The sequence below is a fragment of the Paraburkholderia sp. GAS41 genome, from assembly GCF_050436545.1.
GTDB lineage: Bacteria > Pseudomonadota > Gammaproteobacteria > Burkholderiales > Burkholderiaceae > Paraburkholderia.
The window spans coordinates 281,363-294,979 of record NZ_JBNDMK010000003.1 but is presented as its reverse complement, the minus strand read 5'-3'; the positions used below and the strand labels follow the sequence as shown (position 1 = coordinate 294,979).

Annotated in this window: 8 protein-coding genes and 2 pseudogenes; 5 read left to right on the top strand and 5 right to left on the bottom strand. The window is 60.1% G+C overall.

Annotation, left to right across the window (positions count from 1 at the left end; all coding sequences use genetic code 11):
- Nucleotides 1-113: 113 nt before the first annotated feature.
- Nucleotides 114-1,910 (top strand): annotated as a pseudogene (locus tag P3T43_RS07455) (thiamine pyrophosphate-requiring protein).
- A 486-nt stretch (nucleotides 1,911-2,396) separates the two neighbouring features.
- Here the strand turns inward: P3T43_RS07455 and P3T43_RS07450 are convergent.
- The 4 genes and pseudogenes from P3T43_RS07450 to P3T43_RS07435 all read right to left on the bottom strand — a co-directional run.
- Nucleotides 2,397-3,402: pseudogene (locus tag P3T43_RS07450) on the bottom strand (glutathione-independent formaldehyde dehydrogenase); the annotation flags it as partial.
- Nucleotides 3,383-4,042, bottom strand: a complete 660-nt coding sequence (locus tag P3T43_RS07445) for an MFS transporter (protein WP_429280403.1) — start codon at nucleotides 4,040-4,042, stop codon at nucleotides 3,383-3,385. The pseudogene P3T43_RS07450 and the gene P3T43_RS07445, both read right to left, overlap by 20 nt.
- A gap of 146 nt (nucleotides 4,043-4,188) precedes the next feature.
- Nucleotides 4,189-4,899, bottom strand: coding sequence for an SDR family NAD(P)-dependent oxidoreductase (locus P3T43_RS07440; RefSeq protein ID WP_429280402.1), 711 nt, complete (start codon nucleotides 4,897-4,899; stop codon nucleotides 4,189-4,191).
- Nucleotides 4,900-5,030: 131 nt separating this feature from the next.
- Nucleotides 5,031-5,957 (bottom strand): LysR family transcriptional regulator, encoded by a 927-nt coding sequence (locus P3T43_RS07435; protein WP_429280401.1) that lies wholly within the window; start codon nucleotides 5,955-5,957, stop codon nucleotides 5,031-5,033.
- A 326-nt stretch (nucleotides 5,958-6,283) separates the two neighbouring features.
- Between P3T43_RS07435 and P3T43_RS07430 the strand changes: the two genes are divergently transcribed.
- Nucleotides 6,284-7,831 carry a methyl-accepting chemotaxis protein gene (locus P3T43_RS07430; RefSeq protein ID WP_429280400.1) on the top strand — a complete coding sequence of 516 codons (1,548 nt, stop codon included), beginning with the start codon at nucleotides 6,284-6,286 and terminating at the stop codon, nucleotides 7,829-7,831.
- A gap of 116 nt (nucleotides 7,832-7,947) precedes the next feature.
- Complete coding sequence (locus P3T43_RS07425; protein ID WP_429280399.1) at nucleotides 7,948-11,034, top strand: sensor domain-containing protein; 3,087 nt, start codon at nucleotides 7,948-7,950, stop codon at nucleotides 11,032-11,034.
- Between the two features lie 71 nt (nucleotides 11,035-11,105).
- Here P3T43_RS07425 and P3T43_RS07420 read toward each other — a convergent pair whose 3' ends face one another.
- On the bottom strand, nucleotides 11,106-11,669 hold the full coding sequence (locus P3T43_RS07420) for a hypothetical protein (RefSeq protein WP_429280398.1): 564 nt from the start codon (nucleotides 11,667-11,669) through the stop codon (nucleotides 11,106-11,108).
- Between the two features lie 189 nt (nucleotides 11,670-11,858).
- On the opposite strand from P3T43_RS07420, the gene phaP reads away from it, so the two are divergent.
- Nucleotides 11,859-12,431, top strand: a complete 573-nt coding sequence (phaP, locus tag P3T43_RS07415; RefSeq protein WP_429280397.1) for a TIGR01841 family phasin — start codon at nucleotides 11,859-11,861, stop codon at nucleotides 12,429-12,431.
- Between the two features lie 114 nt (nucleotides 12,432-12,545).
- A complete protein-coding gene (gene pstS / locus P3T43_RS07410) occupies nucleotides 12,546-13,568 on the top strand; it encodes a phosphate ABC transporter substrate-binding protein PstS (RefSeq protein WP_429280396.1) in 1,023 nt (340 codons plus the stop codon).
- Nucleotides 13,569-13,617: the final 49 nt, after the last annotated feature.

Sequence of the window (13,617 nt, the reverse complement as noted above, 5' to 3'; positions counted from 1 at the left end):
GCGCGCTCTCGGCCACGCCAAAGGTTTACTCCCAGATCCATGTCTGGCGCGATTCCGGGCACTGCTGCCGCCGCGCTGGAACAGAGTCCACCGTCCGTTTTCTGGAGAACACAATGAGCCAAACTGTCGGTGACTTCATCGTTGAACGACTCTATGCATGGGGCGTCCGCCGTATCTACGGCTATCCGGGCGACGGCATCAACGGTGTATTTGGAGCCCTCAATCGTGCCGAAGGAAAGATCGAATTTATCCAGGTGCGACACGAGGAAATGGCCGCGTTCATGGCATCCGCCCATGCGAAATTTACGGGCGAACTGGGCGTATGCATCGCGACCTCCGGGCCGGGCGCATCGCATCTGATCACGGGTCTCTACGACGCACGTATGGATCACATGCCAGTACTCGCGATTAGCGGGCAGCAGGCTCGTGCGGCATTGGGCGGCCATTACCAGCAGGAACTCGATCTGGTCTCGATGTTCAAGGACGTCGCAGGCGCGTTCGTTCAACAGGCAACCGTACCTGCGCAAGTGCGTCATCTCGTCGACCGTGCAATCCGGATTGCGCTGGCCGAACGCAAGGTCACTGCGATCGTGCTGCCGAACGATCTGCAGGACTTACCGATTGAAGCACCTGGGCGAAAACACGGCACGCTGCATTCTGGTGTCGGTTATCGCGCGCCCAAACTCGTGCCGTACGCGGCAGATCTGCAGCAGGCCGCAGACGTCCTGAACGCCGGCAAGAAAGTCGCGATTCTGGTCGGAGCCGGCGCGCTGGGCGCAACCGACGAAGTCATCGCCGTCGCGGGAAAACTCGGGGCAGGCGTAGCCAAAGCGTTGCTCGGTAAAGCCGTCCTGCCTGACGATCTGCCCTACGTGACAGGCGCGATCGGCCTGCTCGGCACCAAGCCGAGCTACGAACTGATGAGCGGATGCGACACCTTGCTGATGATCGGCTCGGGCTTTCCGTACGCCGAATTTCTGCCGAAAGAGGATGCCGCACGCGGCGTGCAGGTCGATCTGAAAGCCGACATGCTGAGCCTGCGCTATCCGATGGAGGTGAACCTGGTCGGCGATAGCGCAGAGACGCTGCGCGCGCTGCTGCCGCTGCTCGAACAGAAAACCGACGGGGCGTGGCGCAAGAAGATCGAAGGTTGGACCGCGGACTGGTGGGAGACGCTCGAAAAGCGTGCGCATCAACCGGGCAAGGACGCAGTCAATCCGCAGCGCACCGTCTGGGAGCTATCGTCGCAGGTTCCCGCCAACGCAATCGTGACGAGCGACTCGGGTTCGTGCGCGAACTGGTATGCGCGCGACCTCAAGGTCTAGCGCGGCATGATGTGCTCATTATCGGGCGGCCTCGCGTCGATGGGTGCCGCGGTGCCCTACGCGATTGCCGCGAAGTTCGCGTTTCCCGAGCGCCCGGTCATTGCTCTGGTCGGCGACGGCGCCATGCAGATGAATAACATGGCCGAGCTGATCACCGTATCGAAGTACTGGAAAAAATGGAGCGACCCGCGCTGGATCTGCATGGTGCTCAACAACAGCGATCTGAACCAGGTGACGTGGGAGCAGCGCGCAATGGAAGGTGACCCGAAATTCGAAGCGTCGCAGGATATTCCGTCGGTGCCGTACCACAAGTTTGCGGAATTGATCGGCCTCAAGGGCATTTACGTCGATGACGCCGAGCGCATGGGCGCCGCCTGGGACGAAGCGTTGGCATCGGACCGGCCGGTGGTGATCGAGGTCAAGGCCGATCCGAATATCGCGCCGTTGCCGCCGCATATCACGCTCGCGCAAGCGAAGGCATTCGCGTCGGCGCTGATGAAAGGCGATCCGAACGAAGGCAATGTGATCGTCGAAACGGCCAAACAGGTGCTCGATGCAGTGTTGCCGGGTCACAAGGACAGGTGAGGGGCGCCGCTCATGGCCCTGTCCGCCCTCGCGCCTCAGGAACACGCCGACGCACCGTTCGAATATTTCATGCATGCCGCGGGTCCCGCAGCAACGCCGACCATGCGGCTCGGCTGGGGGCTGACTGCACTGTGTGTCGCAGTCGTCATCCTCATTGGGATCCTGCTGGCGGTCGCACTCGCGCGGCGTCGTCCGATGGCCGCCCCAGAGGCGCTAGGCAAGGAGGAAGGGGGCATGGCGTGGATCTACATCGGCGCCGGCGTGTCGACGCTCGCGTTGCTGGTTGCGCTCTTCTACACCCTCGTCACACTGCAGGCGGTCGCACAACCTTCTTCCGTACCGGCCATGACGATTACCGTTACCGCGTACGACTGGTGGTGGAAGATCGATTACGACGACTCCGCTGCGACGCGGCATGTTGTGACTGCTAACGAAATCCCTATCCCGGTGGGCGTGCCGGTCAGAATCCGGCTCAAAAGCGCAGACGTGATTCACGCCTTCTGCGAGCGGAAGTTCGTGAGAGATGATGTCGGAAGGTTTTGCTCTTCCCGCAGCAATCAGATCGCGAAGCTTGCGGTTATAAGCCTTTACGTTGGCCTGACCGGTCGCAATGTGCTGTCCTTTCATCCACAACTGACCAAAATCGACGGCAAGCTGGCCTTTTTTGGCCAGGTCGTCCTTGGCTCTCGGATCCTCGGCGACAAAAACGCCTACCACACCGATACCGCCAGTTGGTCTAACCGCCTTGATAAGGTTGTTGATCGTCGCGTTGGGGACTTCGTGTCCCTTGCAACTGCATTGGTACCCAACACATTCACAACCTCGGTCCGCACCTTCGCCGCCGGTTTGCTCCAATACCTGATCCGTGGACGAACCATCGCTGTCGTCGATCGGGATGGCGCCAAGCTTCTCCGCGAGTGCGAGCCGATCCGCATGCGTATCGACGACCATCACTTTGCTTGCGCCTTTTAGCGACGCCGAAAGTGCTGCCATCAGTCCGACTGGCCCCGCGCCGTATATCACCACGCTGTCGCCCGGCTCCACGCCAGCCAGCACGGTCGCGTGATAGCCCGTTGGAAAAATATCAGACAGCATCACGTAGTCGTTCTCTTTTTCCTCGGCGTCGGGTGGCAAGACCATGCAATTGAAATCGCCGAAGGGCACCCGCAGATATTCCGCCTGACCACCGCTGTACGGACCCATGCCGGCGAAACCGTATGCGGCTCCAGCGACTCCGGGGTTGGTCGTCAGGCAAAATCCGGTTAGACCCTTCTCGCAGTTCTTGCAAAATCCGCAGCCGATGTTGAAAGGAAGGCAGACACGGTCGCCGACCTTGATGCGTTCCACGCCTTTCCCGGTCTCAACGACGACACCAAGATTTTCGTGTCCGAGAATGCGACCCGCTTCCATGTCGGTGCGGCCTTTCAATTTTCGCGTCTGGCATTTCCTTCGCTACGACTTTGCGAGGACCTTCATAAACGAGCGCTTTCATTGACATCTCTCCGGACAGGATTGGCGGCGTCGTGCTTGGGACGACTTAGCTTCATGCTTGCTGCATGCATATGCCGGAGATCCAGATGACGGTCGTAGGTCACGCGAAGCGACGTCGCTTTCTCCCGTGCTGTAAGTTGGAACTCGCTGATGAATACGATAAGAATCGACCTGCTGCGCTCGCGTGGAGCCTGAGTGCCGATCATCACGATGGCTGCCGATGCGTATCCAGCCACCAGGCCTGCCACCAGTCGCAGCGCCACCAGTTCGACCACGTTCTGTGCGAGGCCGATCAGCGACATCACAATTGCCATGCCGATCGCCGCGCGCACCAGCATCGGCTTGCGGCCGTAGCGATCCGCAAGGCGTCCCCAGAGCGGCGCGGTAGCGGCGGTGCCGAGAAAGGTGGTACCAAAGGCGACACCCGACCACTGCACGACGGCGCCCTGCGAACTCACACCCAGTTGCTGGACGTACAGCGGCAGAAACGGCAACAGCATGCTCAGACTGACCAGCGTGGTGAACGAGCCGAATACGCAGATCACGAGATTGCGCCGCCAGTAAAGGGCGTTGCGCTCGGCGTAACTGCTCCGGTCGTGGGCTATCCCGGTGGCGGTAAAAATATTGCTGGGTTGATTCATCGCAATTCGCAATGCGGTGAGTGTGATGGAGCAGGAAATTGCGCGCGGTGAACTAGGCACGCGAACAGGTGGCGTGCCGATCGCGGCATCGCAAGCGCAGTGTTCCGCTCACATACCCGCTCACGCACCCGCTCGCGAACCTCGCGTCAGATGCCGACGCTTCGGCCGCCGTCCACAGGAAGAACGACACCGGTCACGAAGCTGGCCGATTCGAGGTACAACACTGCGTCGGCAATATCATCGACTTCGCCGAGACGCCCGAGGGGATTCATCTTTGCGAGCGCTTCATGAGTGTACGGCGCGTGTAGCGGCGTGCGAATCACGCCGGGTGCCACCGCATTGACGCGAATCCCACGCGAGGCATATTCGATGGCGAGGGAGCGTGTCACTGCATTCAGACCGCCCTTGCTCAGAGCCGCAAGCGCGGCGGGGCGTGCGGACATGGGCTGATCGACGAGACTCGCGGTGATGTCGACGACGTGGCCAGAGCGCTCTTTCGCCATGACGGTGATGGCTCGCTGGGCGATATCGAAAAAGCCTGCGAGGTTGGTGCCGAGCACGTCCGCATAGTCCGCTTCGTCATAGTCGGTGAACGGCTTCGCGACGAAGATACCCGCGTTGTTGATCAATGAGTCGACGCGCCCAAAACGCTCCAGCGCGGCCTCGATGACCCGCTGCACGGTGTCCGGCTGAGCGATGTCGCCCGCCACTGCGAGCACGTCAGGGTCGAGCGAGGGCTTGATCGTGCGCGAGTTCGCGACGACCCGGTAATCACGGTCGCGATACGCCTTGACGAGACCCGCGCCGATGCCTTGCGACGCGCCGGTTATGATGACGACTTTCTGTTCTCTGCCCATGGTCTGCTCCAATCGTATCGGGGTGGGGCCGCTGTGGAGGGCGGCCATCCGCTACTGATGGAAGCAGTGTAAATACAACTGTCAGCCGATAGAATCGTCGCGTTAAGGCAAATATTCTTCCGCGAAGCGATTTAATCGACGGCGATCGCCCGTTCTAATTCTTCAAAGCGCGCGCGCAGACGCGGCAGGGCGAAATCGACAAACGAGCGCACCTTCGGCACTGCCAGACGGCCATGCGGTGTGAGCAGATGGACGGGAAGCGGTGCGTGTTCGTATCCGGCTAGCAGGATGCGCAACGAGCCCTCTCTGACTTGCCTCGCGATGTGATAGCAGAAGACGCGCGTGACGCCGTGCCCTTCGACGGCCGAGGCCACCGCGCCGTCGATGCTGTTGACGATCAACCGTGGCGTGAACTGCACCACACGAGGCACAGCGGACTGGTGCGCCGGCGGAAAGCTCCAGGAGTCGACGCCGAAATGCGTCATCGAGATGATCCGATGCTGCGCGAGATCGGCGGGCTCCGTGATCGGCGGATGTTTCGCGAGGTAGCGCGGTGACGCGACAATCACGCGCCGCACTTCGCCGACCGGCAGCGCGACGAGCGTCGAATCGGCCAGATGCGCAAACCGCAGGGCGACATCGATGCCTTCTTCGATCAGATTGGCCGGTCGATCGAGCAGATGCAGTCGTGCGGTGACGGCCGGGTAGGCGTCGACGAACTCGTCGAGAAGCGGCCGCAAGAATTCCTGGCCGGCGGCGACGGGCCCTGTCAAGGTCAGCGTGCCGCGCGGGGCGGAGCGCTCGCTGGCCACCAGCAGATCGGCTTCCTCCAGGTCCGTGAGGATGCGCCGGCATGCGGCGGCGTAGCGTTCGCCAGCGTCGCTGAGCTTGATTGCACGGGTCGTGCGATGCAGCAGGGTCGTGCCGGCGTGCTCTTCGAGAAATGCAATGGCGCGACTGACCGCGGCGGGCGACCGGCCAAGCCGGCGGCCAGCGGCCGCGAGTCCGCCTTCGTCAAGGGTGGCGACAAACACCTTCATCGCGTCGATTCGATCCATCTGTGGCTCTGCCTGATGAGAGGGGGAAACTGCGTTGCCGGCGCGGACTCGCGGCGCTGGACGCCATGCGACATTGTGGTCCCAATAGCTTTTTCGTGCTTCCACTCAACGCATTACCGGCAACGACGCGGCTCATCGACCGTCGTACCCGGCGATGAGCGTCTGGGCCAGGTCGCGCGCGTGGTCACAAAAAATTCACTAAATAATTCTGCGTGCAGGCCGTTATCCAGTCGCCTTGCTGCGATGTGCGCGGCGCTTTCGTTCTTGATAGATGCCATTCTGCAAGCATTTGGTTGTAGCGTCGGCTCGGTTTGGGTAAGTCCTCGATGAGCAACTTTACGGTTAGAAGCCGCCTTGTCTTTGTCACCGCAGCGGTGGCGTTCGTCCTGCTTGCGATTGGCGCGACTGCTTTTATAGGTGTCACCCGGGCGACCGACGCGTTGCAACGCATGTTCGAAGGACGCGCGAGAGATGTGCAGCTCATTTCGACAATCGACGAGCTGGTGGCGGATACGCGCTTCTCCGTCAGTGACGCGATCCTGGACCCATCCGAGCAGAAAATCAGGCTTGTCATAGAAGCCACCTCCAGTCACATACTGCAGGTGGATGCGTTGATGGCGCAATACCTCGCGAATACACCCCCAGGTGATGAGAGCCGGCTTGCCGCCCAATTTTCTGCGAACTGGACCATCCTGCGCGACAAGGGGCTTCGTCCGGCGGTGCAACTGCTTACGGCGAATAATCTCTCCGAAGCTCAGTGGGTCGAAACTCAAACCATTGAACCGACGACCCGGTCCGTCCGTGAACAGGGAACCGCGTTGCGTAAGCTCGAACTGGTGGTCGCCCAGCAGGAGTACGACGACGCACGCACATCCGGTCACGTGGCCCAGGTGGTCGTCGCTGTCTTCGTGGCAGGCGGCCTTGGCGCCGTTGCGCTGCTGTGTGCCGCGATGGCACGAAGCCTGTTCCGGGAGCTTGGCGGCGAGCCCTATGTGGCTGCGGAGGTCGCCAGACGCGTGGCTGACGGAGACCTTTCAGTTCACGTTCCCATCAAGCCGGGCGATGAACGCAGCGTGCTTTTCGCCATGGCTGCAATGCGGGAGCGGCTTGCGTCAATGATTGGAGACATCCGCTCGTCAACCGAAAATATAACCGGGGCGTCAGCCGGCATCGCTGCGGGAAACACTTTGCTAGCGGGTAGAACAGAAGAGCAGGCGGCCGGCATCGAGCAGACCTCTGCGACGATGGAGCAGCTGGCATCCACGGTCAAGGCGAACGCCGGGCGCGCAGAACAGGCTCACGCGCTCGTGCGCGTGGCGTCTGCAAAGGCCGAGGACGGGAATCGCGCAACCAAAGATGCCATGGCGCGGATGAACGAACTGGCGCAACGTTCGGGACGCGTACGCGAGATCACGTCGGTGATTGAAGGCATTTCGTTTCAGACTAACCTGTTGGCCCTGAACGCAGCCGTGGAAGCAGCGCGTGCAGGCTCGCATGGCCGGGGCTTTGCAGTGGTTGCACAGGAAGTTCGTGCGCTCGCAGAACGCAGTTCACACGCTGCGAGGGAAATTGATGGCTTGATCAAGGGCATGACGTCCGAAGTCGACCTGAGCGGCCTCGCGGTCAATCGAGCCGGGACGACCATCGTCGACCTGATTGAAACCGTGACGGGCGTGTCGAAACTGGTCGAATCGATTGCTACGGCTTCCAGCGAGCAGAGCGTTGGCATCAACCAGGTCAACGCGGCGGTCACCACGATGGACCATACAACGCAGAAGAACGCCTCGTTTGCCAAGGACGGCGTGCAGGCCGCGAGTGCCCTCGAAGCTCAGGCGCAATCCCTTCGCGCAGCCGTTCAAGCATTTCAACTCTGACAGGACGTATGATCAAATTTAAGCGATCTCTCGAACGGCACTCACGCTCGGGAAAAGACTCGACCAAAGACGGGAGCAATCTGCTTGGGACTGTGCGAAGGACAGCCCTCTCCGTATTGGCGGTCTTTGTCATTCTCGTCGCCATCGCCGGAAATACCGTTCTTGCGGTTCGCCAGACCGTCGAGCAAAACAGCGCAGTACAGGCGCTGCAGTCGTCCAGCCGGCTGAAGCAGGACCTCGACCAGCTTCAGCAGAAGATGCTGGATGAGCACGGTGAACTCTATACGCTCATCAGCACAAAGTCCTTCTACCGGCGTTCCCCGTACGTATTTCCGCTGCAGGCTTTGTCTGAGCTGACCAATGATGCCCGCCATGCATGCGGGCGAAAGACATCTTGCCTGTCGCAACTCGACGACCTCGACGGGATGGTTCGACTTCTGGGCGGACGCAGTGACGCGTTGTTCAAGCGGGCGACCGAGCATCCCGGGAGCGTGGGACTGGGTGACACGCAATTGAGTGAAATCGATGCCTATTTTTATAGTGTGCTTGAGCACGTCGTCGAGGTCCGGATGCAGGCGGACGCGGCTGTCGATACGACCATCAGCAAATCATCAAGGGACGCGAAATCGGTTTCCACCGCGTCGCTCTTTTGCGGCCTGACTGCGGCCGCAATTCTGCTCGCACTGATTTATCGTAACTCGCGAATTGCACAGCGGCTGCGAGTGGCGCTTCGACAAGCCGACCGTGCACGGGAAAAATATCAGCGTTTCTTCGACGAACATCCTCTGCCGATATGTGTATTCGACGATGCGTCATTGTCCATCGTCGCCGCCAACCGCACGGCACAACGGACATTCGGCTACTCCGAAGCCGAATTGCTTCGCATGTCGTTGCGCGACGTACGGCCTGAAGAGGAGCATCTTCAATTCGAGGAAGCGATGGCGCTGCGCCGGGATGGCGACGACGAGACGACGCGTTCACTCGGCACCTGGCTGCACCGGAGCAAAACGGGGAAGCGTCTGTCGATGGATGTGCACCATCTGAGCCTTGCCGACAAGGGCCATCGCGTGACGCTTTCGGTGATGGTGGACGTCACGCTCAGGATGGACACGCAAGCCGAACTCTTCAAATCGAAGCAGACACTCGAGTACGTTCTCGACCACGTTCCTCAGGGGATCGCGTGGAAGGACGCGAACCATCGCTATGTGGGCGGCAACGAAATCTACGCGCGAGACGCCGGACTCCCGTCGCGGCGCTCGCTAATCGGCCTGAGCGACGACGACCTCAAATGGGGCGATGACCCGGAGGTTGTCAGGGCGGAAGATGGACGGGTCATGGCAGGCGAAATCACGCGCAAGCATCTTGAGCGTGCAGCGATTGCCGCGGACGGGTCGGAAGTCTGGATTTCAGAAACCAAACTGCCGTTGGAGGACCAGAGCGGCGCCGTGATCGGCGTGCTCAGAGCCTACGAAAACATCACCAGCCGCCGCCGCGCGGAGGTCGCATTGCGCCTGCAGAGCCGGGCGCTGGAGGCAAGCATCAACGGCATCATCATCGCGGAGGTACGCGCTGGCCGGCATATCATCATATTCGCCAACGCGGCATTCGAGCGGATCTCCGGATATCAGCAAAGCGATGTTTTGAACGCCGACTGCGAGGACCTCTTTTCCTTGAACGATGAGCCCGAAAAATGGGAGCCCGTCCGACGCGCGTTGACCGCCAATTCGGAAGCCAATATCACGCTGCTGTGCGCGAAGAAAGATAAACAACGATTCTGGAACAACATTCTGGTCGCTCCCGTCCGGGATGAGGATGGGCAGGTGACACACCACATTGGCGTGATGAGCGATGTGTCGACGCTGGTCGAGTACCAGCAACGCCTCGAACACCAGGCACGCTATGACTCATTGACCGAGTTGCCCAATCGAACCCTGCTGGATGAACGGCTTGCGCAAGCGATCGTGAGAGCGTCCGAGTCTGAGGGGCAGGTATCGGTCCTGTTCCTTGACCTCGACCGCTTCAAGGAGGTCAATGATTCATTGGGGCACCGTGTGGGTGATGCCCTTCTAGCCAAGGTTGCCAAACGTCTGCAACGCCTGGTGCGTGCGACCGACCTTGTGGCCCGATACGGCGGTGACGAGTTCATTATTGTCGCCGAGCGTTCGGACGCAGAGCAATTGATACCCATGCTCGACCGGCTGGTTGCCGCCATGTCCGAGCCCTTCAACATGGGGATTCAGGAACTGTATGTAGAGGCAAGTATCGGCGTCAGCACCTATCCTCAGGATGGCGCCGATGCGGATACGTTGATCCGGAACGCTGACGCGGCCATGTATCTCGCCAAATCGCACGGACGTAACGGGTACAAGTTTTACCGCGCGGAGCTGAATGTTGCGGCTGCCGAGCGGCTGCAGCTCTCGACGCGACTGAGGCGTGCGGTCAAGGCGCAGGCACTGCAGCTCGCCTATCAACCGCAGATCGACATGGTGACGGGGCGCATATTCGGTGCAGAGGCGTTGCTTCGCTGGAACGATCCGGAGTTAGGCACCGTTTCACCCGCTGTATTCATTCCTGTTGCGGAAGAGAGTGGGATGATTCAGATCATCGGCGAGTGGGTGCTGCGAACCGCCTGCCAGCAGGCGAGATCGTGGCTCGATCAGGGCCTGCCTCCCATCCGGGTTTCGGTGAACGTTTCGCCGCTACAGTTAGAGCGCTCAGATCTGGTGACAGTCGTGAACGCGGCACTCACCGAAGCGCAGTTGCCTCCAGAGTGCTTCGAGCTAGAGGTCACAGAAGGCGCACTGATGCGCAATGCCGAAGATGTGGCCAGGACGCTGCGGGAATTGCGTAGTCTGGGCGTAAAGATCGCCATTGACGACTTTGGCACCGGCTACTCCAGTCTGAGTTATCTGAAGCGCTTCAGCGTCGACCGTATCAAGATCGACCGGGCGTTTGTTCGGGAGATTGGACGTGATGAGGAGTTCGAAGCGCTAACGCTCGCTGTCATCGGCATTGCCAAGGCGCTAAAATTCGACGTGCTCGCCGAGGGAGTCGAACTCGATGCCCACCGGCATTTCCTGGTGCAACACGGGTGTACCGAGGGTCAGGGCTTTTTGTATAGCCCAGCGATTCCTGGCGATCAGTTCGCCAAAATGCTGGGCGAGGGCGGAAAAATGCAGGACGTTCATTTTGCTGACGCGTGAGCCACCGCCAGGTGAGCGCTGCGGACAGCAAGCGAGCTTTAGTCTCGTCTGATTTATGCCACGCTGTTTGCCTAGACATCCGGCTTCCACGGCCACGCCGGGTAAAGGCCCGTTACGCTCTCGACGCTCTCGCGGCGCCCCGTGTCGCCCGCCTCGTCTTCGCGCTCGATATCCGCGCCGCTCGAGGGCTCATCAAGCGGCGCTGTTTCAGCGTCGCCGACCTGAAGCTCTGCCGTCGCCTGAGCGCTATCCTCGATGATTTCGGCCACCCGTATGCCTCTGCCGAACCAGGGAACCTCGCGCTGGAGAGTCGTAAGATAAGCGTGCCAGCCTGTTGGGTTACCCACAAACAGATGCCTCTGGACGGTGCCGGCCAGCAGGTCGTGATTCAATTCGGCTTCGAGCAGCTCCTGCGGCCATGAACAGAACGCGCTCATCGTGCGTTGCGCAAAGTCCCTCGCGCGCATCCCGACCGACACATGCGTGATCAGGGGAAAAGCCTCCAGCAGTTCATGCTCGGCCACTAACTGATGCACGGTTTGCTCGCCGTCACCGCAGGCCATGACACAACTCGCTGCCTCCAGAACGGCCCCGAGATGAAGCAGCAAGGCGCGCCGCTCGTATGCATCCGTCATCTACTCCTCCCTTTCCTCAATTCTCGTAGGCTCCATTCATTGACTCAACGTCTGAAGGATCCGCGATTTGGTATTGTTCACCATACCCGCCAGCGCAGCAATCCTTCCGATCTAAGGCGACAGCGCTTCATCAATTCGTCACCGTTGCGGGACATGCTGAAACGCGGGAAACCTCTTCAGGAGACACACGTGAGCGATATTCAGGGACAGGCTGTCGTATCTCAACAGGCCCATGTGGCCCTCTGCTTCGGCGTCGCCAGCAAGATGCTCGAATGTGGGGAAAAGCTGGTCAGACTGAACCTCGAAGCGGTCAAAGCCACCTTCTCTGATTGGTATGAAGGTATGCATGATGCTCTTACGAAATCCGATGAAGCAGAGGCTTCAATTCTAAAAAATGCCTTGTCCTTGCCACCAGCGGAGAAAGTGACGACGTACGAGCGTCAGATTGCAGAGATTGCGTCGACCACCCAGACGCAACTGGCGGAGATTGTCGATGCCCACTACCAGCAGAGCAGCCGTCAGGCTCAATGGTTTATCGAGGAAATCGCACAATACGCGCCGGCTCACGCCGAAGCCGCAGTTGCATTGCTGAAGCAGATTTACGAGCTTGCCGACACCGCGCACAACAGCATGCATAACGCCGCGAAGCAGACAGCGAGCATGGCGCAGATCAGCGAACGCGCGGTGGCGGAAACGAAATCGACGATGAATGAATCGGGTGACGAGGTCGTCGAAGAGGTATCGAAAGCGGGCGGACATTGAGTGCATGCGTGTCCTCGCTGCGCTTTGTCCCTATCTGTCACCAATCTGACATCGAGCAGGTCTACGTTCAAAAGGACAACTGGAAGAGCTTCTCAGGAGAAACCCATGAGATTCGTGCTCACCTTGACGTGCGGTCTGGCGGCCGCGCTGGTCTCAGTCGCAGCGCACTCAACCGACATCACCGGCGCCGGCAGCACGTTCGCCGCGCCGATCTACACGAAGTGGGCCGACGCGTACCAGAAGAGTGGTGGCGGCAGGGTGAACTACCAGGGAATCGGCTCCGCGGGCGGCATCAAGCAGATCATCGCAAAGACGGTGGATTTTGCGGGGTCCGATGCTCCGCTCAAGGACGACGAACTGGCGAAGGATGGACTGTTCCAGTTTCCGACGGTCGTCGGCGGCGTGGTGCCCGTCGTCAACCTTCCCGGTATCAAGCCTGGCGATCTGACGCTTTCCGGTGAAGTCCTCGGTGACATTTATCTCGGCAAGATCAAGAAGTGGAATGACCCCGTCATCGTCGCACTGAATACCAAACTCAAGCTTCCGGATACCGCCATTGCTGCGGTTAGGCGTGCGGACGGTTCGGGCACGAGCTTCATCTGGACGCATTACCTGACCCAGGTGAGTCCCGGGTGGAAGACAAAGGTTGGCGAGGGCACCACCGTCAACTGGCCGACGGGGATTGGGGGCAAGGGCAACGATGGCGTGGCCGCCTTCGTTCAACGTTTGCCTGGCGCCATTGGTTACGTCGAATGGGCTTATACCAAGCAAAACCATATGACCTACGCCGCCATGAAAAATGCGTCGGGCGCGGTAGTACAGCCCAGCCCCGAAACATTCAAGGCGGCCGCGGTCGGGGCCGACTGGAAGACGTCGTTTTATCAAATCCTGACCAACGAACCGGGAAAGGATGCATGGCCGGTCGTTGGCGCGACGTTCGTACTGCTACATACGGCACAGGACAAGCCTGACCACGGTAAGGAAACCTTAAAGTTTTTCGATTGGGCATTCAAGAATGGGAGTCAGGCCGCGGACACCCTGGATTACATTTCATTGCCAGATTCGGTCGTCACAGAAATTCGTTCGCAATGGCAGACACGGGTCAAGGACACTGCCGGGAAGCCAGTGGGCAACTAGTCAGGTCTATAGCGGTTTGCGTGGTCGTGGCCGGTTTGCAAAGCGAGCT

Coding starts and splice junctions, on each gene's coding strand:
- P3T43_RS07430 (WP_429280400.1), top strand. CDS start 6,284: ATGAGCAACTTTACGGTTAGAAGCCGCCTTGTCTTTGTCACCGCAGCG.
- P3T43_RS07435 (WP_429280401.1), bottom strand. CDS start 5,957: ATGGATCGAATCGACGCGATGAAGGTGTTTGTCGCCACCCTTGACGAA.
- P3T43_RS07420 (WP_429280398.1), bottom strand. CDS start 11,669: ATGACGGATGCATACGAGCGGCGCGCCTTGCTGCTTCATCTCGGGGCC.
- P3T43_RS07445 (WP_429280403.1), bottom strand. CDS start 4,042: ATGAATCAACCCAGCAATATTTTTACCGCCACCGGGATAGCCCACGAC.
- P3T43_RS07440 (WP_429280402.1), bottom strand. CDS start 4,899: ATGGGCAGAGAACAGAAAGTCGTCATCATAACCGGCGCGTCGCAAGGC.